Here is a 25634-nt window from a genome sequence, read left to right as displayed (position 1 = left end):
CTACGCGATTAGCACGGTCGGAGATCTGTTGACCGTACATGCCAAAACCAAAGCAGGGGCCGCGGCGGACGAAACGACGGTATCGTTATCCGACATCAAAGTATCCTTCGAGGGTTCCGGTACGCCGGTAGACGGAGTCTCTCTCCGCCTACAAATTAAAGAAGCGGATAAAGCGGAATTGAACGCCGCGATTATCGCCGCCCAGAAGAAGTACGACGAAGCAACAGAAGGAAACAACATTGGCCAGTATCCGATCGGATCTAAAGCGATCTTGCAGGCCGCCATTAACGACGCGAAAGCGGTGCGCGATAACGCGGCAGCTACCCAAGCGGAAGTCGCGAATGCACTCAGCGCGCTGAACACGGCGGTAACGGCGTTTACGAACTCGGTTCACACCGATCCGGGCGTCGTAGACAAAACGTCGCTGAGATCGGCGATCGCAGCCGCGCAAGCTAAGTACGACGCATCGGCCGAAGGGGCCAAAATCGGTCAATATCCGGCGGCTGCGAAAGCGGCGCTGCAGGCGTCCATTACGAGCGCCAATGCGGTACTCGGCAGTTCGGTGGCAACGCAAACGCAAGTGAACGCGGCGACTGCGACCGTGAACACCGCACTGCAAACCTTCATGACGAAGATCGTGACTCTAGTTCCAGGCGAAACGAGCGTCACCATTAACGATCTGTCCGTCATCGCCAAGTATTACGGAACGAAGAAAACGGATGCGAACTGGAGCAAGATCGAAGCTGCCGACCTGTTCGACAGCGGCAAGATCGACATCCAAGTGCTCGCGGCCGTGGCCAGAATGATCCTCGACAACTGGCTATTAGAAAACTAATTTCTCGATCGACGAAGGAGGGCGCAACGGCCGTCCTCCTTCATCCAACCGGAAAGGGCGTAAACGGGAATGAAAAGAACGATAAGCAGATTATTTTTAATCGGACTGGCGCTATTATGCATTCCCTGGATACTGCCGCAGACGATTCAGGCGGCATCCGCTCCTTCTTATACCCTGACCGCGAGCGCGAAGGCCGACCTGGGCCAAGAAGTTCAGGTTACCGTCAAGGGAACAAACCTCGCCGATGTATTCGCATACGAATTTAATTTGGAATTCGATTCCAAGCGACTGATGTTTAAGGAGGCGAAAAGCACCGGTACCGGATTTACGGTCAGTCCGATCGTAAAAGGAAACCTTCTTACGTTCGCGCATACGAAAATCGGCGCTATCCCCGGCGACAGCGGCAATTTAACGTTTTTCACCTTGGTTTTCAAGACGATAGGCGAGGGGAATGCCGCAATCGAGATTAAAGACGCTACCCTTGTCAATTCGAAATTGAAAAAGACGCAGCAAACCGTAGGGGTACGAACGTCCATTGCGATCGATAAGTCGTCGAACGACATTGCCGGGCATTGGGCGGAAGCGGCGATTCAGAGAGCCATTAAGCTTGGCATTGTCACGGGTTACCAAGACGGCACGTTCCGCCCGCAAAATCAAGTGAACCGGACCGAGTTCGTCACGATGCTGGTTCGCGCGCTGCGATTGCCGGCCAACGACGCCAATGAACTGTCTTTCGCCGATCTCGACAACATACCGAAATGGGCGAGAGCTTCGATATCGACGGCAGTTAAAGCCAAGATCATTAACGGATTCGAGGATAACTCCTTCCGCGGAGATAAACCGATTACGCGTGCGGAAATGGCGACGATTCTCGTCCGTGCTTTCGGATTGGAAACGGATCCGGAGGCGAAGCTTCCGTTTGCCGATGCCGTCAAAATTCCCGCGTACGCGAAGGACTCCGTCGCGGTAGGGGCCAAAGCTGGCCTGGTCTCCGGGAAACAAAACAATCAATTCGCTCCGAATGATAAAGCTACCCGAGCGGAAGCGGTCGTATTGATTCTTAGATTTATCGACAATTACGACTCCGGGAGTGTTAAGCCTTGAAATTATTTAATCAAGTAATCGTCGCTTTTCTAATGATTGCGCTATTCACGTCGACGGCGTCGTTATCGCCGATCTATGCCGCGGCAGGAAACGCGGGAGCCGGTACCGGCGATACGGATCCTTCTCCATGGACTCTCGTTTGGAACGACGAGTTCAACGCTCAGACATTGGATCAATCCAAATGGAACTACACCACGGGCGGGGGCGGTTTCGGCAATCACGAACTGCAAAATTATACGAACCGCCCCGAGAACGTCCGCGTCGAGAACGGAAATTTAGTACTCGAAGCGCGCAAGGAGAATTATCAAGGCAACCAATATACTTCCGGCAAGCTTGAGACGAAAGCGAAAGGCGATTGGAAATACGGCAAATTCGAATTCCGGGCCAAATTGCCGGAAGGCAAAGGGTTGTGGCCCGCGATTTGGATGATGCCGTCCGACTCGAACGTTTACGGCGGATGGCCGGTCGGCGGCGAAATCGACATCATGGAGTATCTCGGGCATGATCCGGGAACGGTCTATGGCACGATACATTATGGTAATCCATGGACGCACACCGGAGAGAGTTACACCCTGCCCGACAACCGGAAATTTTCGGACGACTTCCACGTCTTTAGTCTGGAATGGTCTCCGGGAGAAATGAAATGGTACGTCGACGGCGTTCTATTTTCGACCAAGAACGATTGGTTCAGCAAAGATAGCAATAAACCGGCGGATTATCCTTATCCGGCTCCGTTCGACCAATACTTCTATCTCCAATTGAATTTGGCGGTCGGCGGCGATTGGCCGGGAAATCCGGACGCGACGACGGATTGGACGAAGCCGAAACAAATGCTCGTGGATTATGTCAGAGTCTATCAGTATAACGGGCAATATCCGGAACCGGGTACGCGTCCTGGAAAAAGCCTAAGCGACGGGTGGTCGTGGGTAAGGGAGATCAGCAGCAATTGGTACGCGGAGAGCAATCCCGACGCCATGAGATTAACGACGGCCGAAGGGAGCTGGGGAGCTGCGAATAAACCGAGCAGCATCCTGCTGAGAAATCCCGGAACGAGCGACTTTACGGTCTCTACTAAGGTGAAGTTCGATGCGAAGAACGGCTTCGAATGGGCCGGATTGGTCGTTTATCAAGACGACGGCAATGCGATCACCTTGGGACGGCAAGCGAACGGCACGCCCGGCGTTAATCAACTGAGGTTCTCTCAGATAAAAGGCGGTGCGCAAAAGGATAAAAACTATGCTGACCTTGTGTATCCTTCGGATATTTATCTGAAAATCGAAAAAACCGGAACGATCTACAAGGGTTACTACAGCAGCGACGGCGTCGTTTGGACTCAAGTGGCCGATACTTTCGATCTTGCGTTATCGAGTCCCAAAGTCGGCATTTTCGCGAGGAAATTCAATACGGCCATCCCCGTCAAAACCGCGGAGTTTACGAATTTCATGTTAAACGGCAGCTATATCCCTTTTGCTTCTCCGAAGAAGGCTGCCGCCATCAACGTAACCGGAGCGAATGGCGTATCGGCGATCACGAGCAAGGGAGGCAAGCTGCAATTGTCCGCGGAAGTATTGCCGGACGACGCGGCCGATAAAAACGTGACCTGGTCGGTCACGAACGCCGACGGTACGGCAACGGATCTGGCGACCATCGACGCCGAAGGTTTGTTAACCGCCGCGAAGGACGGAACGGTGAAGGTCATTGCGACGGCCAACGACGGCTCCGGCGTGAAAGGAGAAGCTTCGATCGCCATCAGCGGACAAAGCGTTAATGCGACCGTAGCGACATTAATCGGTCCCGATGCCGTCTATAGGCAACAGCCGTTCGACTTGACCGTTGGCGTAAGCAGCCTGCTCTCAAGCTTCACGACGCTGAACGTCGTCGTGAACTATGACCCGAACGTGCTGGAATTTAACACGATAACCGGCAGCAACGGCTCCCTCTCCTTGGCGGACGATGCCTTAAGCTCGCTGAGAAACCATTTCAACGTGTTGGGGACGGCGATCAAAGCCGATAAAGGGCAAATTCTGATCCTCATGGCCAGCGAGGGGAACGACTACGCGATTAGCACGGTCGGAGATCTATTGACCGTCCATGCCAAGGCCAAATCCGGAGCAGCGGCGGACGAAACGACGGTATCGTTATCCGACATCAAAGTATCCTTCGAGGGTTCCGGTACGCCGGTAGACGGAGTCTCTCTCCGCCTACAAATTAAAGAAGCAGATAAAGCGGAATTGAACGCCGCGATTATCGCCGCCCAGAAGAAGCACGACGAAGCAACAGAAGGAAACAACATTGGCCAGTATCCGATCGGATCGAAAGCGATCTTGCAGACCGCCATTAACGACGCGAAAGCGGTGCGCGATAACGCGGCAGCTACCCAAGCGGAAGTCGCGAATGCACTCAGCGCGCTGAACACGGCAGTAACGACGTTCATCAACTCGGTGCACACCGATCCGGGCGTCGTAGACAAAACGTCGCTGAGATCGGCGATCGCGGCCGCGCAAGCTAAGTACGACGCATCGATCGAAGGGAACAAAATCGGTCAATACCCGGCGGCTGCGAAAGCGGAGCTGCCGGCGGCCATTACGAGCGCCAATGCGGTACTCGGCAGTTCGGCGGCAACGCAAACGCAAGTGAACGCGGCGACTGCGACCGTGAACACCGCACTGCAAACCTTCATGACGAAGATCGTGACTCTAGTTCCAGGCGAAACGAGCGTCACCATTAATGACCTGTCCGTCATCGCCAAGTATTACGGAACGAAGAAAACGGATGCGAACTGGAGCAAGATCGAAGCGGCCGACCTGTTCGACAGCGGCAAGATCGACATCCAAGTGCTTGCGGCGGTGGCAAGAATGATTCTCGATAACTGGCTTTTAGAAAACTAATTTCATGATTAGGATGTGAAAAAATGCCAAAACGAAGCGTAATGAAAAGGCTATTATCACTCTTTTCCCTGCTTGCGATTGCGATAGGTTCGGTCTCTATTCATCCCGCCCATTCCCATGCGGCCGAGCCGACACCGATCAGCGAGGCCACGAACAGCATTTTTGGTCCCAACGTGTATGTCTTTGACCCTTCCATGCCGACTGCCGACATTCAGGCGGCTACCGATTCCGTATTCAACGCCCAGGAAAAGTCGGAATTCGGCAGCAATCGTTACGCGCTTTTGTTCAAACCGGGAACTTACGATAAGCTGAACGTTAAAGTCGGCTTTTACACGCAAGTATCCGGATTAGGACAGAACCCGGACGATGTCAAAATCAACGGCGGAGTCAACGCGGATGCCAAATGGGATAACGGCAACGCCACCAGGAATTTCTGGCGTTCGATCGAAAACCTGTCCGTCAATCCGCTAGACCTTACCAAAAACCCTCCTACTAAGACGGACGCGAAATTCGCGGTATCTCAAGCGGCGCCGATGCGCCGCGTCCATATCGGCGGGAATCTCCTTCTGTTCGATTTCGATCCTAATTGGAATGCCGGCTGGGCAAGCGGAGGTTACATTGCCGATTCGATTATTGACGGTCAAATTATTCCCGCCTCTCAGCAACAGTTTTTCTCCCGCAACGATAAATACGGATCTTGGTCGAACGGCGTGTGGAACATGATGTTCGTCGGGGATACGAATCCGCCGGCAGGGAAGTTTCCCGACTCGCCTTATACGGTAATCGACAAAACACCGGTCATGAAAGAAAAGCCTTACCTCTATATGAACGATTCCGGCGAATATCGCGTTTTCGTTCCGTCATTACAGAAGAATACGAAAGGGGTAAGTTGGGCGAACGGCTCAACGCCTGGCAACTCGATTTCGATCGATCAGTTCTACATCGCGAAGCCGAATGCATCGTCGGCTTCGGATATTAACAATGCTCTGAGCCAAGGAAAGAACGTGATTTTTACTCCGGGCATCTACCATACGAGCGATACGATTCGAATCACGAGACCCGACACGATCATCATGGGGCTCGGTTATGCCTCCATCGTGCCGGATAACGGGCAAACGGCAATGACGGTGGCCGATGTAGACGGCGTAAGCGTTTCGGGACTGCTTTTTATCGCCGGTCAGACGAAATCTTCGGCTTTACTGGAAGTCGGAACCGTGGGAAGTACGATCAATCATGCGGCAAATCCGATTCTTCTATCTGATCTTTTCTTCGGAATCGGCGGAATGGCAGCCGGAACTGCGGATGTCGGCCTGCAAATCAACAGCAACGACGTCATCGGGGACCATTTTTGGATTTGGCGAGCGGACCATGGCGCCGGGGCAGGCTGGAACAACAATATCAGTAAAAACGGGCTGGTCGTAAACGGAAACGACGTCACGATCTACGGCTTGTTTAACGAGCATCACGAGGAGTATCAGACGCTTTGGAACGGCAACGGCGGACGGTTGTATTTCTATCAATCGGAGATTCCTTACGATCCGCAGAGACAAGAGGACTGGATGAGCCACAACGGAACGGTTAATGGGTACGCTTCCTATAAGGTAGCAGACAACGTAACGACCCATGAAGCTTGGGCACTTGGCATTTATTCCTATTTTAGAGACGCGGCGGTCAAACTGAACAACGCCATTGAAGTCCCTAAAGTGGAAGGCGTGAAAATTCACCATATCACGACGATCTGGCTGAACGGAGTCGCCGGAAGCGAAATCACCCATATTATCAACGACGCCGGAGGAAAAGTTTATGCCAGCTCGCCGGCAAGCGCGATGCGGCAAACCCTTACGGACTACGTTTCCGGGGACAACGAACCGCCGACCGTACCTACGAATCTAACGGCAACGGCGGTGTCGAGCAAGCAAATCAATCTTACCTGGACCGAGTCAACGGACAACGTAGGCGTCGATGGTTACGATATTTACCGCAACGGTACGATGATCGGCGCTTCGAATACGGCTTCGTACAACGATTCGGGTCTTAAAGCGAGCACGACGTATACTTACACGGCCGTGGCGAGGGATTCTTCCGGCAATCGGTCCGCGCACAGCGATCCCGCTAGCGCAACGACGACTAAAGAATATATTTCGTATAACCAAAACAAATGGATGGTGGAAGCCCCGTTGCGCAGCACGGATGCCTATAAATTGATCGACGGCACTACGGGCACCGTTTGGCAGACGGGTACGCCGATGAAACCCGATGCGAACCAGTACTTTATCGTAGATATGAAGGAAGCCAAGAACGTCTCCAGAGTCGTCATCAATTCGCCGGGCACCGATTATGCTCGCGGTTATAAACTGTACGTTTCGAATGACGGCGCGAATTGGGGAGATCCGGTATTCTCCAACGATGCGAACAGTTCAGCTGTATTAACCTTGGATTTTGCCCAGACGATCAAGACCCGGTACATCAAAGTGCAGCAGACGGGAACATCGACGAGCTGGTGGACGGTCAGCGAATTCAATGTATCTACGGATACGGAAAAGTCGCTGGATCGGACCGGTTGGACGGCAACGACCAGTCCGGTTAACGACAATCCGGCCAACTTGTTCGACGGCAACATGTCCTCACGCTGGTCCGTGGGTACGCCGATGGTTCCTGGTCAATCCATCGTCGTCGACATGAAGAAAGTTCAATCCCTCAACAAGCTCGTGATGGATTCGGGCACCAGCGCCGACTATGCGCGCAGCTATGAAATCTATGTCTCGAACGACGGCGCGAATTGGGGCAGCGCGATCGTCAGCGATACGGCCGCGGGACCGTTTGTCGTCGCGGATTTCGCGGATCGGACCGCCCGATACATCAAGATCGTGCAGACAGGCACGAATTCGAGCTGGTGGTCGATTTACGAGATTTACGTCTACGCGGATAGCACAAGTTTGATACCGGTAACAAGTGTCGTCGTTTCCGGAGCGAACGGCGCGAGTACGATAACGACCAAGGGCGGAACATTGCAAATGTCCGCGGAAGTATTGCCGGACGACGCGGCCGATAAAACCGTGACCTGGTCCGTCGCGAACGCCGACGGTACGGCAACGGATTTGGCGACCATCGGCGCCGGAGGTTTGTTAACCGCCGCGAAGGACGGAACGGTGAAGGTCATTGCGACGGCCAACGACGGCTCCGGCGTGAAAGGTGAAGCCTTGATCGCCATCAGCGGACAAAACGTCAATGCGACCGTTGCCACGATAAACGGTCCCGACGCAGTCTATCGGCAACAGCCGTTCGACTTGACCGTTGGCGTAAGCAGCCTGCTCTCAAGCTTCACGACTCTGAACGTCGTCGTGAACTACGACCCGAACGTGCTGGAATTTAACACGATAACCGGCAGCAACGGCTCCCTCTCCTTGGCGGACGATGCTTTAAGCTCGCTGAGAAACCATTTCAACGTGCTGGGGACGGCGATCAAAGCCGATAAAGGGCAAATTCTGATCCTCATGGCCAGCGAGGGGAACGACTACGCGATTAGCACGGTCGGAGATCTGTTGACCGTACATGCCAAAACCAAAGCAGGGGCCGCGGCGGACGAAACGACGGTATCGTTATCCGACATCAAAGTATCCTTCGAGGGTTCCGGTACGCCGTTAGACGGAGTCTCTCTCCGCCTACAAATTAAAGAAGCGGATAAAGCGGAATTGAGCGCCGCGATTATCGCCGCCCAGAAGAAGCACGACGAAGCAACAGAAGGAAACAACATTGGCCAGTATCCGATCGGATCGAAAGCGATCTTGCAGACCGCCATTAACGACGCGAAAGCGGTGCGCGATAACGCGGCAGCTACCCAAGCGGAAGTCGCGAATGCACTCAGCGCGCTGAACACTGCGGTAACGGCGTTCATCAACTCGGTGCACACCGATCCGGGCGTCGTAGACAAAACGTCGCTGAGATCGGCGATCGCGGCCGCGCAAGCCAAGTACGACGCATCGGCCGAAGGGACCAAAATCGGTCAATATCCGGCGGCTGCGAAAGCGGCGCTGCAGGCGTCCATTACGAGCGCCAATGTGGTACTCGGCAGTTCGGCGGCAACGCAAACGCAAGTGAACGCGGCGACTGCGACCGTGAACACTGCACTGCAAACCTTCATGACGAAGATCGTGACTCTAGTTCCAGGCGAAACGAGCGTCACCATTAACGATCTGTCCGTCATCGCCAAGTATTACGGAACGAAGAAAACGGATGCGAACTGGAGCAAGATCGAAGCTGCCGACCTGTTCGACAGCGGCAAAATCGACATCCAAGTGCTCGCGGCCGTCGCAAGAATGATTCTCGACAATTGGCTTTCGGATAATTAATTTCGGTACCTTATCGACCTTAGGATCGACGCTCACGTACATGGACGGGGGGAAACCTCCTTCAATGACGTGAGCGTCTGTCCTTTAAACACGATTCTTTGTAGGCGCCGGATGCCGAATTCGATAGGTACAAATATTTTCGAAATCGGTCAAATCCGTTTCTTTCTTTTTCGAACGTAAAACGATGTAATTAAAGTGGCGTATAATCATCCTTTTTACTCTGAGAGGTGTTTGGATCATGAAACCTGCAAAAAACTACGACGATGCGATACACAATCAATCGTATGAAGCGCAATATTTGGCGAAAAGAATTACGAACGAAAGCATGATTTACGATGCGGGCCGAACGAAAGAATCTTTGAGCGGCTATTGGGGCTTCGGAATCGACCAATACGATACGTGCCTTCGGGCGAAATGGTTCGAAGAAAAGTACGTCGATCAAGACGGAAGGTATAATCCGATGGATTTCAGTTTCGACGAATGGGAGAAAATGCTTGTCCCTTCCAGCTGGAATACGCAAAAAGAAAAGTATTTCTTATATGAGGGCAGCGCGGTTTACACGAGGACATTCCTTTATAAAAATAACGGCGAAGAAAGAGTTTATTTGAAATTCGGCGCCGTCAATTACGATGCCAAAGTGTTCCTGAACAAAGAGTATCTCGGCTGCCACAAAGGCGGATCCACGCCGTTTTTCATGGAAGTCACGGAATTGCTGATGGAGCAAAACCGGATTCTCGTCGTCGCGAACAACACGCGCCATAAAGACAACGTTCCTACGGACAACACCGACTGGTTCAATTACGGCGGCATTTATCGGGACGTAGAACTGATTCGCTTGCCGAAGACGTTCATCAAGGACTTCACGATCGGTCTCGTACCGGACGGCGGCTTTAACAAAATCCGCGTCGAGGTGAAAACCGAAGGACCTGCGGCCAATGGCAGCGCATCGCTCACGATCGGCGAACTGGGCATCCGACAATCGATCGAGATCCGCGACGGCCAAGGCTCCGTCGTAATCGAGGTGCGGCCGGAGTTATGGAGCCCCGACAGCCCGAAACTGTACGAAACGAACATCGAGTACGGCGAAGATCTCATTCGCGAGAAAATCGGTTTCCGGGAAATCCGCGTCGACGGGCAAGAAATCGTTCTTAACGGGAAGCCGATTTTTCTTAAAGGCATCAGCGCGCACGAAGAAAGCGTGAAGAACGGGAAAGCCGTAACGGATGCCGAGATTGTCGAGAATTTCATGCTGGCAAAAGAAATGAACTGCAACTACATGCGCCTCGCCCACTATCCGCACACGGAGCGCGCGGCCCAAATCGCCGACGAAATGGGTATTCTTCTCTGGGAAGAAATCCCCGTTTATTGGTCGATTAATTTCAACAATCCGGAAACGTATCGGGACGCGGAAAACCAACTGACGGAGTTGATCCGCCGCGACCGCAACAGAGCGAGCGTCATCGTGTGGGCGGTCGGCAACGAAAACCCGGATACGGATGCTCGGGTTACGTTCATGAGTTCGTTGGCGCGCAAGGCGAAGGAGCTTGATCCGTCTCGTCTCGTGTCCGCGGCGTGCATGCTCGACCACGTTAACCACATCATTAACGACAGACTTGCGGATTCGTTGGACATCATCGGAGCGAACGAATATTACGGCTGGTACCAAACGAATTTCGACAACCTGGTCAAGCTGTTCGAGAACAGCAAGCCGACGAAGCCGGTCGTCATTACGGAATTCGGAGCCGATGCGAAAGCGGGGCATAGAGGAACCGTCGACGAAAAAGGAACGGAAGATTGCCAGGTCGATATTTACCGGAAGCAAGTCGCGGTGTTCAAGCGCATTCCGTACGTGAAAGGCACGAGCCCTTGGATCTTGTACGATTTCCGTTGCCCTCGCAGACTTCATCCGGTTACTCAAAACTACTACAACACGAAAGGTCTTCTCTCCGAGGATAAGTCGCGCAAGAAGCTGGCGTTCTACGTCATGCAGCAATTTTACAAGGATCTTCCCGATTGATCCGCTTTTTCCGTATGTGTACGAGCCACCAAAAAACACGCTAACACTGCGTGTTTTTTTTATTTCCATATATGGAATCAATCTTGGAGCAATCCGAAATGTTCCTCCTTGCGACGTACTCCAATGGATCCAATGCATGAATTTACCATTTTCGGGCAATCTACCGACATGGTTTGCGATCCAATAATCGGGGGGATAGCGATGGAGACGACCTTTTCTAGGCCCCAGATCGTGTTTCTGCTGCTCTTGTCGCTCGGCATCTCGAATCACGTGTTCATTATCCCTCATCTCATCCAAGCTGCGGGACGGGACGCCTGGATCAGCGTTTTGTTCGGGTACGCGGTTCTGATCGGTTGGAGTTTGATACTATTCCTAGTTCTTAAGTCAATGCGCGCTTCATCGTTTAATGATTGGCTTGACATGCGAATCGGTAAACCCTGGCGTTGGCTCGTGTGCGGCGCATTAGTCTTATACATCCTGATCTTAGGGATTTTGATCGTCTTCGATACGACACGAAACATAAACATTTATTTATTGCCCAGAACATCGAACGTCGTCGTCGTCCTTTGTTTCGTGCTCATTTCCTTCGGAGCGGCAAGAACGGGACTTAAAACGATCGTTCATATGTCTACCGTCTTATTGCCGATCGTATGGTTGCTCGGAATCGGAGTTTCCACTTTTACGATGAGCAGCAAGGATTACGGAATCCTACATCCCTTTTTCGCGGAAGGGATAGGACCGGACGTGCACGGAGGAGTCGTCGTGGTCGGCGGAAGTATCGAGTTGCTCGTATTGCTCCTGTTGCAGCCCAAAATGAGTAAACCGATGAATTACGGTACGATATTCATACTGCTCACGCTGCTGGTAGGTCTAATCATAGGGCCGACTTTAGGGTCTTTGTCCGCGTTCGGTCCTTCCGAAGCCGGCAATATGCGATTCCCGGCCTTCGAACAATGGAGACTGCTCATGCTCGGCGACTATATCTCGCATCTCGATTTTTTGGCGGCTTTCCAATTGATGGCCGGTAGCGTGACCAGAACCGCCCTGCTTATGTATTTGCTGTCCGAACTGATTCTCGGACGCTTCCCGAAATATCGCCAAATCGTAATCGGTTGCGGTACGGCGCTTGTCTCCGTCCCTTCGCTCTTACAGCTCAGCGACATCGCGATGCAGGCAGCGATCCACCACTATTTTTACATGATCTCGCTATTATTCGGTTGCGGGATATTGGCGGCTCTTTTTGCGTTTTCCTTTTTCCCGGTAAGGAAAGGAGGTTATTGAATACAAGATACGAAACGGCTCTGCCACCCAAGAGGGGACAGAGCCGTTTCGTTATTGCATTGACGACAAGCGATTACATACGGCCTTCAGTAAAGATTTGGAAGGTTATGCCGAACTTGTCCGTTACTTGGCCATATGCTGGGCTGAAAGAGGTTTCCGTAAGCGGCAAGACCACGTGCCCGTCTTGCTGCAAAGCCTCGAAAATTTGTTTCGCTTCGCTTGCGTCATTCGTCGAGATGCAGATCGTTACATTGCTTCCCTTTTGAATGGGCTGGCCCGGAAACGCATCCGAAAACATAAGGTCGGATTCTCCGATCTTAATCAAAGCGTGACCGATCAGTCCCTTGGCTTCGGGTGGCAACGGGAACTCGGGGTTTTCAGGCATCTCTCCGAATGTTTGGGAAAAGAGGACCTTGGCATCTAATGCCGATTCATAAAACCGGATCGCTTCGCTAGCAGTTCCTTCCATGACAAGATAAGGCGTCAAACGCGTTGTCATTTTAATTCATCTCCTCGGATTCACATTGATTAACACTAAAGGCAATTCGGATCGGTTTGCGGAGAACGTCCACATCCCAGTATTGCCCATGCGTCTATTATAAAATACCGAACGTTTGTTCGCAACTACATAATTAAATCATCGTTTAGGCCTTCGAAAGGTTTTCATACATGCTTTTACCATTTTTGGGCAATATACCGACAGGCTTTGCGATCCGATAATCGGGGGATAGCGTTGTTCCTAGGTTGGGGGAGGTAATTGAATGCAACTATCGCCGGAGGAAGCTGCGCTCTATGCGGAGCTTGAAGATCGTCTGAGTAAAGGGACATTGCAGAATGAGGAGTTGAAACGGGGGTTCTCGCGGCATGCGGATATTTTTTTTCCGCCGTTGCCGCAGCCGGAGTCTTCGGATAGGTTAACGGCTTTTTATTGCGAAAGCATGATCGATAAAAATCAATTGAACGGATATTTCGCCAGAGTGTGCCAATTTGCGTACGAAGGGGCGTCCAATTCCGAAGAGACTCCGGATCAATCGGATAGATTGCCGGTAATGAAGCTAAAAAAGACGATCGAAGACATGGCCGAAGCGCTGTTCGGCGGACAACTGATCCTGTATCTCGCCGGAAATACCGACTTCTGGGCAGTCGACATTTCCGATGTTCCGAAACGAGCGTTGCAAGAATCCAATACGGAAATATCGATAAAAGGACCTAAGGATGCGTTTACGGAAGAATTGTTCACGAATATGGGACTGATTCGGAAGCGTCTGCGTACCGGCTTGTTATTCAGTGAATTGTTCGTCATCGGCAGCTTAAGCAAAACCCGCGTATCGCTGCTCTATTTAAGCCACAAAGCGAATCCGGATATGATCGCCGAGGCACGCGAAAGATTGAATTCGTTACGAACGGAAAGCGTGCTGAGTAGCGGCCAGCTTGAACAATGGCTGTCGAATCGGACGTTTTCGCTGTTTCCTCTGATCGATTATATCGGTCGGCCCGACTATGTCATCGAAACGATGTTGCGCGGAAGATTCATCGTTCTAGTAGACGGATCTCCAATGGCCTTGATCGGGCCGAGTAATTTTACGGAATTGCTGAAGACGCCTGAGGACGTGCATTTTCCTTATTATTACGTAATGTTTCAACGGGCGCTTCGACTCATCGGCTTGTTTCTAAGCATATATTTGCCGGGCTTCTGGCTCGCGATCGCGACCGTGAATTTGGATCAAATTCCGTTGACGTTGTTGTCGACGGTCGTCGTTTCCCGAAACGGAGTTCCGTTCCCGATGATCCTTGAGTCGCTGTTACTGCTTTTTTTGTTCGAATTGCTTCGTGAAGCCGGAATTAGGCTGCCTAAAGCCGTAGGGCAGACGGTTGGGATCGTCGGCGGCCTGATCATCGGAGAATCCCTCATCCAGGCTGGCCTCGCTTCTCCCACGCTGCTCGTCGTTGTAGCTATATCGGCGGTAGCTACGTTTTCTTTGGTTAATCAGTCCTTATCGGGAACGGTTAGTCTTCTCCGAATATTCATCGTCTTGGCATCTGCTTTCCTCGGGATTTACGGATTCCTACTGGCCATGTTCGTCATCCTGATTTACTTGTGCCGGCTCGAAAGTTTCGGAGTGGCTTTTCTCGATCCGATCACCTCCTTACGATTTAAAGAGTGGCTGGCCGCGTTTTTGGTCAATCCGTTTAGAAGATCCCGTTTCTCGACTTCGATGATAAAAAAACCGAAAAAGTGAGAACGCCGATGCGCAAATCGTTAAGCATGCTTGGCTTGATCGTTGGGTGGCTTCTCGTGTCGGGTTGCGACAACGACATGAAAAACATTGAAAAATTGAGTTACGCGAACGCCGTAGGAGTCGATTTCAAAGACGGAAAGTATTACGGGTACATCCAGATGGCGGATTTCCAGAATGTCGCGAAAACATCGACCGGCACGAGGGGCCCTTCGAAAATATGGATCGGAGAAGGAAGCGGAGATACCTTTGAAGAAGCTTTGTTCCAAGTTTACGAAACAGCTCAAGAGCGAATCATTTGGGGGCATGTATCGGCATTAGTGATCAGCGAAAGCGCCATGAAGGAAGGCATAATCTCCATTTACGAAAGCTTCAGCCGTTATCACGAATTTCGCTTGACGCCCTGGGTATACGCTACGAGAGGATCGGTAAAGGATATTTTTTCCGTAACCGGATTTTTCGAACGGTCTCCGCTCGATACGATGCTTCACGAACCGGAAGCGATCCATTCCCAATCTTCTTTCGTCAGTCCGATTAAGCTTCATGAAGTGATCAGACAGATCAATGAACCGGGATTTACTTTGTGCATTCCGTCGCTCGCCGCTAACAAAACGCAGTGGTCGGAAAAAGAGAAGCCGGAGCTCAAATTGAAAATTAACGGCGCGATATTTCTCAAAAACGATTCGTTCAAAAGCTTCATTCCGTTGGAAGAACTATCCGGGCTTCGATGGGTTCAGAGCGGCATCGTACGCGCGGGAATTCCGGTGCCGGATCCCAAAGATCCGTCGGTGCAAATCGTTATCGATAATCCGAAATCCAAAGTGAAAACGATAAGCCGCGGGGATCGGCCGCAATTCGACATCAAAGTAAAAGCGACGGGAAGCGTCGTCTCACGGACCAAAAACGACTTGTTGGACTATCGGCAATTAACCGACGCGACGGCGAAGGCGATCGAAGACGAAATCCGCAAAGTGTTTCGGACAGGGATCGATCACAAGACGGATATCTTGAATCTGGAATATCAATTATTCCGATATCATTACGGTCTATGGAAGTCCATGTCCCCGGCAGAGGATCGGCTGTTGACCGACGATGCCATCCATGATATCCGGATAAAGCTCAACATCGTGCATACCAGTTCGGAAAAAAACAAAAAAAACATAGGAGCAGAATAAACGTAAAAACATGGAAGCCTGCCCTCCGTTCTTGCAAGATATCGGAGGGCAGGCTTCTTTTTGAGAGGAAATCGTAAAGTACTTGAATTATACTTAAGCGATAGAATACCAGCGCGGCATATTCATTTCCATGAAACGAGCATGGTGCGCGTCAAGGAGGGGACCTGATGGAACAATCGCCCATTCAACGGCTGGAATTGCTGCGCGAGATCGCCGAGACGATCAACGAAGCCTACGAGATGGAGCCAATGCTTGACAGCGTTTTGCAGAAGCTGCTTGCGTTGACGGGGCTGAAGACGGGGTGGATTTTCCTCTTGAAACCGGGAGACAGACACTACAAGTTCGCGGCGGAAAACCAGCTACCTTACGCGCTGCAAGTAACGGACAGAAAGCCGATGAAAAGCGGAAGTTGCTGGTGCATCGACCGCTTTCGGGACGGCCGGCTCCATCATGCCGTTAACATCCTGAATTGCAAGCGCATCGAAGACGCGATCCGTCTAAGGCGTGGCGATACGGACGGCATTACTCATCACGCTTCCATTCCGCTTCGCGCCGGCGAGGAATTGTTCGGCATTCTCAATGTCGCTTCTCCGGGCAAGACCCGCTTTACGGATGAAGAGCTTGCGCTCCTTCAAAGCATCGCTTATCAGATCGGCACGGCTTCGCATCGGATACAGCTATTCCGGATGGAAAGAAAAAGGGCCGACTTGTTGTCAAGACTAGGCACTGTAGCTCGTCATCTCGGTTCGACTAGGGCAAAGGAAAGCTTAGATGCGGAGATCGTTAGGCTTGCCGGAGAACAGATGGCTTGGCCAAGTCTGGCGCTTTACGTTCAACGATCCTCCGAGAGCTTTTTCCGGACGTCGTATGCCGAAGGAAAGATCGACGCACGAGGAGAAACCGATATCAACGCGCAGGAAGATCGGATTATTCGGACGCTCGCGGATCAACGGCCGGCGCTATGGCGGGACGTTCCTACGAGAGAAGAACGGGGCCGGGGCATGTGGCGAAGCGGTTGCGCGGCGCCCGTGCAGATGAACGGCAAGAATTGGGGCTTTCTCGTCGCGGGGAGCACGGAACCCGACGGCATGGACGAGATCGATCTGGAAGCGTTGGAAGCGCTGGCTTCGCACGTCGCGCTTGCCTTCGAAACGATTTCCCTGAACGAGAAAAGCCACGAGCTTACAAGATGGGAAGAGCGCAATCGGATCGCGCGCGATCTTCACGATTCGGTATCGCAAATGCTGTTCTCCCTGAGCTTGAACGCGAAAGGGCTGTCGCAAGCATTGCCCGACGTGACGGAAGCGACCAAAGAAGCGCTTGGACGAATTCAACGGCTCTCGCAATCCGCGATCGGAGAGATGCGGGCGATGATTCGCCAATTAAGGCCTGCTGGGCTGGAAGAAGGTTTGCTGACAGGCTTGCAGCGGTACGGCGAACAGATCGGATTGCGCGTTAAGTTGCGTTCCGGTGACCCGACCGAATTGTCGGAAAGACTGCAGAACGTTTTCTGGCGGATCGGTCAAGAAGCGTTAAACAACGTTAGCAAGCATGCGGGTACGGCCGAAGCGTCGATCTTGTTGTCGTATACCGAATGGGAAGCGTGTCTGACGATTTCCGATAACGGTCCGGGGATCGAATCGGATTCGTCGACGGGATCGAACAAATTCGGAATGGCGACGATGCGGGAGAGGGCCGAATCGGTAGGCGGCTCCGTAACGGTCAAGAGCAATGCGGCGAACGGTACACGAGTCGTCGTACGGCTACCGATATGATCGAAGAGGGGAAGGACATTAGAAACATGGCGAAATGGAGAATTTTATTGGCCGACGATCATGCGATCGTTCGTCAAGGCTTGAACTATTTTCTCGGCCTGCAGCATGATCTCGAGGTTGTCGGCGAAGCCTCCAACGGGGAAGAAGCCGTGAAGCTCGCGCAGGAGCTTAAACCCGATATCGTCCTGATGGACTTGATCATGCCGGTCATGAACGGAATCGAAGCGACCGTGCATCTGAGGCGCGACCATCCGAACTTGACGATTCTCGTTTTGACGACCTTCTCCGATAAAGATTCCGTCGTCTCGGCCATCAAGGCAGGGGCGAACGGCTATTTGTTGAAGGAGATCGATCCGGAACGGATCGCGGAGGCTATTCGTCAATCGGTTCAAGGCGTTCCCCAATTGGACCCCAAAGTCGCCAGTCAATTAATGTCCCACGTGGCCGCTCCGGCGACGACGGCTTCCGATTCGACGGAACGGCTCACCGAAAGGGAAAAGGAAGTGCTGCGCCTCATCGCGCAAGGAAATTCGAATAAGGAGCTAGCCGCCGCGTGCGGTATCACCGAGAAAACCGTGAAGACGCATGTGAGCAACATTTTGTCGAAGCTGGGTTTGGCCGATCGGACGCAAGCGGCGCTATACGCCGTCAAGAACGGTCTCGATTAAGGCGACCGCTTCGGCTTGTCTACGACTAAAGTCTTACGACCGATTAGCGAGGCGAAGTCCCTCCGATCTGCCGATGGACCGAACCGCCCTCCATGTTAAGCTAAAAGCAACAAATACAACAAGCTGGCTTAGGAGAGGGTTCGAGATGAAAATCGTATTGATCGCGGGGAGCAACCGCCGAAACGCGACAAGCACGCAATTGCTCAAATATATGGCGGATACGTTAGGAAGTCAGGGTGCGGATACAGCGCTCATCAACCTTTACGATCACCCGCTGCCGTTATACGCGCCGGACGACGAGACGTTGGATGAGAACGCGGCTTTCCTGATCCGTTCCGTCGACGAGGCGGATGCCATCGTGTTAGGGACGCCGGAATATCATGGTTCGATCTCGGGGGCGTTGAAGAATGCTTTGGATTACTTGGGATCGAATGAATTCCTCGGCAAACCGGTTCTTTCCGTCAGCTCGTCCGGAGGAGCGGTGGGGGTTAGCTCGTTGACGCATCTTCAAGCTATCGTCCGCAACCTCCACGGCCTCAACAGCCCGGAGTGGTTGTCGCTTGGCGGCAACGCGCGCCAATTCGCGGCCGACGGTTCCCCCGCGGATTCGGGCGTCAAGCAACGCGTCGCGCGCGCATTGGATACTCTGGTCTCTTTGACACGCGTGCTTCGACCGACGAGCAACGTCAAGTCGTCGGAGGTTCGCGTATGATCACCCGTTTTTCTCGACTTGTCTTAAATACGGTTTCCCTGCAAGGAACGAAGCAATTTTATGAAGAATTGCTCGGGTTCGAAGTCGCGTTCGAATCGGATGACGAGATTCGCTTCCGGCCGACGCCCGATTTCGAATTGGTTTTTCTGGAGAAGGAAGAGCCATTGACGCCTGCTCATATAGCCTTCGAGGTACCGTACTCCGCCTTCGATGAAGTCGTCGCGCTGATGCGGGAACGGGGCATCCCATTGTCGAAATGGCCGGACGGCAGAACGATGGACCGATACGAGACGGGTCAGAACGTCTACTTTCGCGACGATAACGGCAACTTGTTGGAGATGATCTCGCACCTCTACGTCAACGAAGACGGCTGGCAGAGCTCTGGCCCTCTGCAAATCATGTATGTTCGGGAAATCGGATTTCCCGTAGAGAACGTCGCCGCTTTTCGGGAGAGTTTGGTAGATTTGTTCGGAATGCGGTTGACTATGGTATCAGACGCGTTTACGTTTGCGATCGGAGGGACAGCCCATGCCGTTATCGCTTCCGTTCGCCGGAGATGGATCCCCATCTCCATGGTCGCATTGCCGCCGAAGATGGAAGTCGAATTCCAAGCGAGCGACTCCGCTTTCGTCGGTCGCGTTCGAGAGAAGCTTTCCGCGAGGGGGATTCCGTTCTCGTTCGAGGAGGGCGGCGCGCTTGCATTTACGCTGGAAGGCTATCCGATGCGTTTATTAATTGGAGGGCGTTATGAATAAGATTGCATTCGGGTACCTATAGCCAGGACACTTCGCAAAAAGTGTTCACGCTTAGGTACCTTTTTGTATCGAGCAGTCGAAGAGGTAAGTGGGCATTCGGTGGTTCGCCAACGTTTAGTATTTTACAAAAACAACATTAAGCTTTTACACACCATGAATTGAAACTATTGGAGGGCTTAAATAAAATGGAGATGTCAGACAGCTTAATAAAACATTAAATGGAGGGAAATTAATGTTGAAGAAAAAAGCGTTAAGTTTTTTGTCTGTATCGATGCTCGCCGCTACTTTGTTTAACAGCTCGGTCACGACAACGCATGCTGCCGTGAGCAATTCGGATCTGGCTGCGTATTGGGCCCCTCAGATCTATCAGGACGTGAACGCGGATCTAAACGTCAGGGCGGATTTTATTACCAGCTTCAATTACGACGGCGATTATCTGGCTCTTAACAATTGGGATAATCTCAATAATTACCAAGAGAAGGGTTATGTCTATTACAAAGTATCCGAAACGGTCACCCATTACTTCATAGAATACGACTTGTTTCATGCAAGAGACGATGCTTACACGAGACCGCTTGATGCGCATGAAAACGATCTGGAAGGATTATTCCTCGTAATCAGGAAGGATGGATCGACCTACGGGAAGTTTCAGTTGATGGAAACGATGGCTCACAATCAGTGGTATGACTATACCAACGATAAGAGCATTACATCTGGTTCGGACAATGTAGACGGCGGAGTCCTGTTTAATGGAAGCCATCCGAAGGTATTCTGCCAAGCTAACGGACAGAGCCCGAGCGGCGGTCACGGCGTGCACGCCTATGATGGGTCCAGCGCTCCCGGTGGCGACGGTATCGTATATGATTTCACGGGCACGGCCGAATTTCCGACCAACACTTCGGGAAGCTATGTAAACCATTACGGTTATGATCTGATCGAATGGGGCGACTTGTGGAACAGGAGAACCGATCCGAATATTTTCTCTTCATGGGGAACTTTTGCAGGCAACGATCATACGCCGAATTCAGCCAATGCACCATGGAACTGGGATGACAAAGATGACGGCCCGACGTTGCAAGGAATGAACTGGTCCGATCCGGCGCATCAGGTAGATGTACATCTGAATGGCCTCGGTACCTTTTCGCACAGTTATGTTAGCAATCCGTATTACTCACATAAGATCGTGCTTGTAAATACGCAGAGTATGGCCGATCGCGACCCTTTTGGAGGTAAAAGCGATATTTACATCAAGGCTTACGTAAATGGTCAAGGCCAGACGGACGCTAGGTTCTGGAAGAAAAACGATGCGCCTATGTATCAGAATTACAATATCGTATTTGGCGCAAACGACGCGGAATTCGGACCTAATTTCTCGGAAAGCTATAATACCGTATTCGTTGCCAAACCGTCCAATACGAATGTTGAAATCCACGTGTACGATTCGGACGGAACCTCGGGCGACGATGACATGGGCTATGTATCGGCAATAGTGGCTCCCGGTAGCTCGATGACATGGAACAATGTCGTGACCAGCAATGGTCAAGCGAAAGTTTCCGCTTACGTCGAAGCTAAGTAATTAACAACAACCGCGCCAATCCATTCTAACGATCAGGGGACTCTCATTTGAGGGTACCCTGATTTTATTGGCTTTGACGAAGCATTCTCGCATATCGGCAACCGTGCGCCAAGGTTGGCATAGCAGGCGTTTTTTTGTTAGTCTGAAAACAATGCCCCACCCGATACCTGAGAGGATAAATCCAATGGGAAAAAAGCTGCTGTATATCCGTATTAAGGAAGAGATCGAACGCAGAATTAATGCGGGTCTGATCGGCCCGGGAGAGAAGTTGCCTTCCGAACCCGAGTTGGCCAAGGAGTTCGACGTAAGTCGTCCGACGCTGAGAGAGTCTTTGAAAATGCTTCAAAGAGAAGGGACTTTGATAAGCAAGAACGGTGTGGGTACTTACGTAAACGATCGTTCCTCCTTGATCGTAAATCCTTTGAACAAGCTGCGAAGCCTCGGCGAAATGATTAAAGACGTCGGTTTCAAAGAAAGCGAGACGGACGTGAAAATATACACCCGAAATGCCGAGCCCGAATGGCTGGAGAAGCTTCGGACGGAAGATTCGGTTATTGTATTAGAACGAATCCGTACCGCCGACGATCATAAGGTGGCTTTTTATTACAATATTTTTCCGCGGGAGATCGGAGCAGAACATTTCGAAGATGGGTTTACCGGAGCTATTTTCGATTTCCTTCGAGTCAAGCTCGGCATCCGCATCTCCTACGCCGTGACGGAAATATGCGCTGTCGGGAACTCGGAAGAACGGGACCGCAAAGCAGTGGAAGTTCTTGGCGATGAACTCATCTTGCTGAAGCAGCTTCATTTCGATGAGGATGACAGGCCTGTGTTCTATTCCTTGGATTATTTAAAGAGCCGAGTCTTCAAATTGTTCGTCAAACGGGACTGACAAACGATCGAAAAATGTTGAATCCTAGCAAAAGGAAAATAGTCCCTTCAACACTTCCAATATTAACCAAGAAAAATATAATGAGAATACAACTTGTAAGTGGTGAATTCGGCACTCATAAAAAGGAGGAACATGTAATGGATGTTTTTCAATCTCTTACGATAATGTTTGCCTTCGGAGTATTTATCCTCACATTGTTAAGCTACATGGATAAGAGGAAATAGTCCATCACTCTGATCTAATTTGAGTTCGCAATAAGCATCAATCACCAGTTACAAGTTGTGCTTTTTATTTCGTTTACCTAAAGTTATTCAAGATAATCGTAACCTTCTCCGGGATGCAAAGTCTCGAATTTGTTCTATGATGTTGTTGCAGGAACGAGATGGAGAGGGGTTTCTTTCATGAAAAACTACCGGATTGCGGTCATAGACGATCAAAAACATATTTTCTCGGGTCATATCAACCTTGGCGGCACTAATCCCTCAGGAGAGCATATTAGCTTTACGAACTATTTCATGGAAAAAGACGGGACACCGTTCTTCGGTATTTGCGGCGAGTTTCACTACTCCCGGTACGACGAACGTTACTGGGAAGACGAGATTATCAAGATGAAAATGGGCGGCGTCAATATCGTCGCGACTTATATTTTCTGGAACTTGCATGAAGAAGTCGAAGGGGTTTTCGAATGGGGCGGCAACAAGAATTTGCGCCGGTTCATCGAGCTGTGCGGCAAGCATGACGTATACGTCATCATCCGAATCGGTCCTTTCGATCACGGGGAAATCCGTAACGGCGGCCTTCCGGATTGGCTATTCGGACGTCCGTTCGAGGTTCGCTCCAACGATGAAGGTTACTTAGCCTACGCACGCACTTTATACAATGAAATCGGGCACCAGGTGCAGGGGTTACTCTTCAAAGACGGCGGACCGATCATCGGAACCCAGATCGAGAACGAACACAACCATTCGTCCGCGCAATGGGGATTAACGGTGGGCATTAACAATATGTGGCTGAACGGCGGCAGCGACGGCAACGAGCATATGTTAAAGCTGAAAGAGATGGCGTTGGAAGCCGGGATCGACACCCCGATCTACACGTGCACGGGATGGGGAGGCGCGACGACGCCGGTGCCGGACATGCTTCCTCTATGGGGCGGTTACGCTTATTGGCCATGGATTTACTACGAGGAAGACCGCTTCGCCGGCGTGAAGGAACATCCGGCGACACCCGAGTATATTTTCCGGGACAAGCACAATAACGACATTCCGAAGAGCTATAATTTCGAGCCTTTTTATAAACCCGAGGACTATCCGTATGCCTGCTGCGAGATGGGCGGGGGCATGACGCAATTTTACAAATACCGTTTCGAATTCCCGTACAAGAGCGTTCCGGCTATGACGGTCATGAAAGCGGCGGAAGGCTGCAACTTGCTCGGATACTACATGTATCACGGCGGTACGAACCCGAAGGGCAAGGTTAATCCGTACACGAACGATTTGGCTACCCCGAAAATGTCGTACGATTTCGATGCGCTCATCGGGGAATTCGGTCAGGTAAGGGAGTCGTACAAGCGGACGAAGCTGCAGCATTATTTTTTCGCGGGTTTCCAAAGCCTGTTTTCCGCGACCAAGACGATCTTGCCCGGCGATACGTCCCGGATGGATCCGTATGACGTGGATACGTTACGTTACGCGGTTCGTGCGCATGAGGGGGCGGGATTCCTGTTCCTGAACAATTTCCAAGATCATGTCGACAATCATGACCTGAACGATTTTAACGTGAGTATCGACCTCCCTGAGGAAACGATCGCGATTCCTAGCCAAGGAGATTTGACGCTCGGCAGCGAAAGCTTCGCCATCTTGCCTTTTAACTTCGATTTGGATGGAATCAAGTTGAAATACGCGACGGCGCAACTCGTGACGAAGATCGATGTCGAGGGTGAAGCGTACTACTTCTTCTTCATTCCGCAGGGGATGAAAGGCGAATACGCGATGCTGTCCGGGAATCTGGTAAGTGCCGAGGTGGATAAGGGTTCCGTGGAGCATTCCGAGGGAATGACGGTCATTCGCGTTGATCATGAGGGCGCGAGCCTCATCCGCCTTGTTTCCGCGGAAGGCAAGAAAATCGCGATTTACACGATGACGGACGATCAAAGTCTTGATTTCTGGAAGGTCGACGTTCGTGGCAGAGAGCGGGTTATATTGACGAATGCGAATCTGCTTATATCGGGCGATGTAATCAAGCTAGAGTCCACGGATCAAGAAAACGTAAAGCTGAGCGTGTTCCCTGATTTCGAGTCTTCGCCGGGAGAAGTATCGGGCGGGGAATTGGTCGACGTCGCGGAGGAAGGCCTATTTACGACTTACGGATTACGGGCGCCTAAGAAAGAGATTGCTTTCGGATATACGAAGGTTAAGAACGAACGAGCCGTGCTAGAATTCGAGACAGGAGCGTTCGACGGCATCAAGGAAGCGCTGCTGCGCATCGATTATTGCGGCGATATCGGTTATGCTTTCATAGACGGCGAGCTCATCAACGATAACTTCTGCAACGACACGACTTGGGAAATCGGATTAAAGCGGTTCGAGGAGCGATTGGTCGCAAAAGGGATGTACGTATACGTTTCCCCGATTCGCAGAGGCACGGTCGTCAACAGCAATACGACGATGGCGGGCTGGAGCGAATCCGCCAAGGAATCGATCGCCGATATCGTTTCCGTTAGCGCCGTACCCGTGTACGAAATCGTAATCCAAGCGTAAGGGGTATGAAAGGCGGTAAAAGCATGATTTTTTATTTGATAGCCATTCTGGTCGTATTAGTCGATCAGATCGCGAAGATAATCATTCGCGCAAATCTGGATCTCAATGAGCCCTATTCTTTCTGGGGAATTCAAATGACTCACATCGAGAACAGCGGCATGGCCGGAAGCTTATTTCAAGGATATGGACGACTTTTCGGAGTCTTTGCCATCTTGTTTGTCGCGGTAGTGATCTATTATCGTAAAAATGGCCAGATAAAGGGTAAATGGAGCGAGATTAGCGCTGCATTCCTAGTCGGGGGCGCTGTCGGAAACGGGATTGACCGCTTACTTTTCGGTCGGGTTACGGACTTCTTAGTCTCGCGTTCCGGCGATGGCGTGCTTAATATCGCGGATCATGCGATCGAGATCGGAGTTTTATTTTTATTGATCGGGCTTGTGTTCCGGTTTGTCAGTACTCGAAAATATAGACGATGTTCCGCGTAACGATAGTTTCGAAGACGGCTGTAAAGTTAGGAAAATCGCGTTGTTTGGCCCCGAATCTTCAGGTCGGGGTTATTTTTTTTACATTTTCGCCATTGGACGATGCTATCGATTTCTGTTATTTTATAT

General features: G+C 51.4%; 17 protein-coding genes and 1 pseudogene. 17 read left to right on the top strand and 1 reads right to left on the bottom strand.

The genetic code is table 11. The features are described from left to right. The 6 genes and pseudogenes from D7Z26_RS27240 to D7Z26_RS05195 form a co-directional block, all read left to right on the top strand. Positions 1–835 (top strand): annotated as a pseudogene (locus D7Z26_RS27240) (FIVAR domain-containing protein); the annotation flags it as partial. Positions 836–904: 69 nt separating this feature from the next. Next, positions 905–1939: an S-layer homology domain-containing protein gene (locus D7Z26_RS05215; RefSeq protein WP_120974990.1), complete on the top strand. Its 1035-nt coding sequence runs from the start codon at positions 905–907 to the stop codon at positions 1937–1939. Continuing rightward, entirely contained in the window at positions 1936–4827 is a 2892-nt protein-coding gene (locus tag D7Z26_RS05210) for a family 16 glycosylhydrolase (RefSeq protein WP_120974989.1), read from the top strand. The genes D7Z26_RS05215 and D7Z26_RS05210 overlap by 4 nt, the downstream gene beginning before the upstream one ends. 23 nt (positions 4828–4850) lie before the next feature. Further along, positions 4851–9176, top strand: coding sequence for a discoidin domain-containing protein (locus D7Z26_RS05205; protein ID WP_120974988.1), 4326 nt, complete (start codon positions 4851–4853; stop codon positions 9174–9176). A 238-nt stretch (positions 9177–9414) separates the two neighbouring features. Then, positions 9415–11193, top strand: coding sequence for a glycoside hydrolase family 2 protein (locus D7Z26_RS05200; RefSeq protein ID WP_120974987.1), 1779 nt, complete (start codon positions 9415–9417; stop codon positions 11191–11193). Between the two features lie 201 nt (positions 11194–11394). Next, positions 11395–12474: an endospore germination permease gene (locus D7Z26_RS05195; RefSeq protein ID WP_158602200.1), complete on the top strand. Its 1080-nt coding sequence runs from the start codon at positions 11395–11397 to the stop codon at positions 12472–12474. 73 nt (positions 12475–12547) lie between these two features. On the opposite strand, the gene D7Z26_RS05190 is transcribed toward D7Z26_RS05195, so the two are convergent. Beyond that, the gene (locus D7Z26_RS05190) at positions 12548–12973 is read right to left on the bottom strand and encodes a VOC family protein (RefSeq protein ID WP_120974985.1); all 426 of its coding nucleotides are present in this window, start codon (positions 12971–12973) and stop codon (positions 12548–12550) included. A 262-nt stretch (positions 12974–13235) separates the two neighbouring features. Between D7Z26_RS05190 and D7Z26_RS05185 the strand changes: the two genes are divergently transcribed. The 11 genes from D7Z26_RS05185 to lspA all read left to right on the top strand — a co-directional run bounded on the left by D7Z26_RS05185 (position 13236) and on the right by lspA (position 25508). After that, complete coding sequence (locus D7Z26_RS05185) at positions 13236–14714, top strand: spore germination protein (RefSeq protein ID WP_120974984.1); 1479 nt, start codon at positions 13236–13238, stop codon at positions 14712–14714. 8 nt (positions 14715–14722) lie between these two features. Beyond that, complete coding sequence (locus tag D7Z26_RS05180) at positions 14723–15886, top strand: Ger(x)C family spore germination protein (RefSeq protein WP_120974983.1); 1164 nt, start codon at positions 14723–14725, stop codon at positions 15884–15886. A gap of 167 nt (positions 15887–16053) precedes the next feature. Further along, positions 16054–17661, top strand: coding sequence for a GAF domain-containing sensor histidine kinase (locus D7Z26_RS05175; RefSeq protein ID WP_120974982.1), 1608 nt, complete (start codon positions 16054–16056; stop codon positions 17659–17661). Positions 17662–17687: 26 nt separating this feature from the next. Beyond that, positions 17688–18329, top strand: a complete 642-nt coding sequence (locus D7Z26_RS05170; RefSeq protein WP_120974981.1) for a response regulator — start codon at positions 17688–17690, stop codon at positions 18327–18329. A gap of 145 nt (positions 18330–18474) precedes the next feature. Next, a complete protein-coding gene (locus D7Z26_RS05165) occupies positions 18475–19041 on the top strand; it encodes an NADPH-dependent FMN reductase (protein WP_120974980.1) in 567 nt (188 codons plus the stop codon). Next, positions 19038–19796, top strand: a complete 759-nt coding sequence (locus D7Z26_RS05160; RefSeq protein WP_120974979.1) for a VOC family protein — start codon at positions 19038–19040, stop codon at positions 19794–19796. Before D7Z26_RS05165 ends, D7Z26_RS05160 begins: the two co-directional genes overlap by 4 nt. A 232-nt stretch (positions 19797–20028) precedes the next feature. After that, positions 20029–21372 (top strand): hypothetical protein, encoded by a 1344-nt coding sequence (locus D7Z26_RS05155; RefSeq protein WP_120974978.1) that lies wholly within the window; start codon positions 20029–20031, stop codon positions 21370–21372. 184 nt (positions 21373–21556) lie between these two features. Beyond that, on the top strand, positions 21557–22264 hold the full coding sequence (locus D7Z26_RS05150; RefSeq protein WP_158602199.1) for a GntR family transcriptional regulator: 708 nt from the start codon (positions 21557–21559) through the stop codon (positions 22262–22264). A 14-nt stretch (positions 22265–22278) separates the two neighbouring features. Next, positions 22279–22488 (top strand): putative holin-like toxin, encoded by a 210-nt coding sequence (locus D7Z26_RS27985; protein ID WP_325050426.1) that lies wholly within the window; start codon positions 22279–22281, stop codon positions 22486–22488. Positions 22489–22665: 177 nt separating this feature from the next. Next, positions 22666–25023: a beta-galactosidase gene (locus D7Z26_RS05145; RefSeq protein WP_120974976.1), complete on the top strand. Its 2358-nt coding sequence runs from the start codon at positions 22666–22668 to the stop codon at positions 25021–25023. A 23-nt stretch (positions 25024–25046) separates the two neighbouring features. Further along, positions 25047–25508 (top strand): signal peptidase II, encoded by a 462-nt coding sequence (gene lspA / locus D7Z26_RS05140; protein ID WP_120974975.1) that lies wholly within the window; start codon positions 25047–25049, stop codon positions 25506–25508. The last annotated feature ends 126 nt before the right edge of the window (positions 25509–25634 follow it).

Source organism: Cohnella endophytica, assembly GCF_003628305.1.
Lineage (GTDB): Bacteria > Bacillota > Bacilli > Paenibacillales > Paenibacillaceae > Cohnella > Cohnella endophytica.
Note: the sequence above shows the minus strand (reverse complement) of the source record. Positions and strands in the feature narration are given on the sequence as shown.

Excerpts from the sequence above, each read along its gene's own strand:
- D7Z26_RS05170 (WP_120974981.1), top strand. The coding sequence starts at position 17,688 with ATGGCGAAATGGAGAATTTTATTGGCCGACGATCATGCGATCGTTCGT.
- D7Z26_RS05150 (WP_158602199.1), top strand. The coding sequence starts at position 21,557 with ATGGGAAAAAAGCTGCTGTATATCCGTATTAAGGAAGAGATCGAACGC.
- D7Z26_RS05215 (WP_120974990.1), top strand. The coding sequence starts at position 905 with ATGAAAAGAACGATAAGCAGATTATTTTTAATCGGACTGGCGCTATTA.
- D7Z26_RS05145 (WP_120974976.1), top strand. The coding sequence starts at position 22,666 with ATGAAAAACTACCGGATTGCGGTCATAGACGATCAAAAACATATTTTC.
- D7Z26_RS05165 (WP_120974980.1), top strand. The coding sequence starts at position 18,475 with ATGAAAATCGTATTGATCGCGGGGAGCAACCGCCGAAACGCGACAAGC.
- D7Z26_RS05195 (WP_158602200.1), top strand. The coding sequence starts at position 11,395 with ATGGAGACGACCTTTTCTAGGCCCCAGATCGTGTTTCTGCTGCTCTTG.
- D7Z26_RS05175 (WP_120974982.1), top strand. The coding sequence starts at position 16,054 with ATGGAACAATCGCCCATTCAACGGCTGGAATTGCTGCGCGAGATCGCC.
- D7Z26_RS05180 (WP_120974983.1), top strand. The coding sequence starts at position 14,723 with ATGCGCAAATCGTTAAGCATGCTTGGCTTGATCGTTGGGTGGCTTCTC.
- D7Z26_RS27985 (WP_325050426.1), top strand. The coding sequence starts at position 22,279 with ATGTTGAATCCTAGCAAAAGGAAAATAGTCCCTTCAACACTTCCAATA.
- D7Z26_RS05205 (WP_120974988.1), top strand. The coding sequence starts at position 4,851 with ATGCCAAAACGAAGCGTAATGAAAAGGCTATTATCACTCTTTTCCCTG.
- D7Z26_RS05190 (WP_120974985.1), bottom strand. The coding sequence starts at position 12,973 with ATGACAACGCGTTTGACGCCTTATCTTGTCATGGAAGGAACTGCTAGC.
- D7Z26_RS05200 (WP_120974987.1), top strand. The coding sequence starts at position 9,415 with ATGAAACCTGCAAAAAACTACGACGATGCGATACACAATCAATCGTAT.
- lspA (WP_120974975.1), top strand. The coding sequence starts at position 25,047 with ATGATTTTTTATTTGATAGCCATTCTGGTCGTATTAGTCGATCAGATC.
- D7Z26_RS05155 (WP_120974978.1), top strand. The coding sequence starts at position 20,029 with ATGTTGAAGAAAAAAGCGTTAAGTTTTTTGTCTGTATCGATGCTCGCC.
- D7Z26_RS05160 (WP_120974979.1), top strand. The coding sequence starts at position 19,038 with ATGATCACCCGTTTTTCTCGACTTGTCTTAAATACGGTTTCCCTGCAA.
- D7Z26_RS05185 (WP_120974984.1), top strand. The coding sequence starts at position 13,236 with ATGCAACTATCGCCGGAGGAAGCTGCGCTCTATGCGGAGCTTGAAGAT.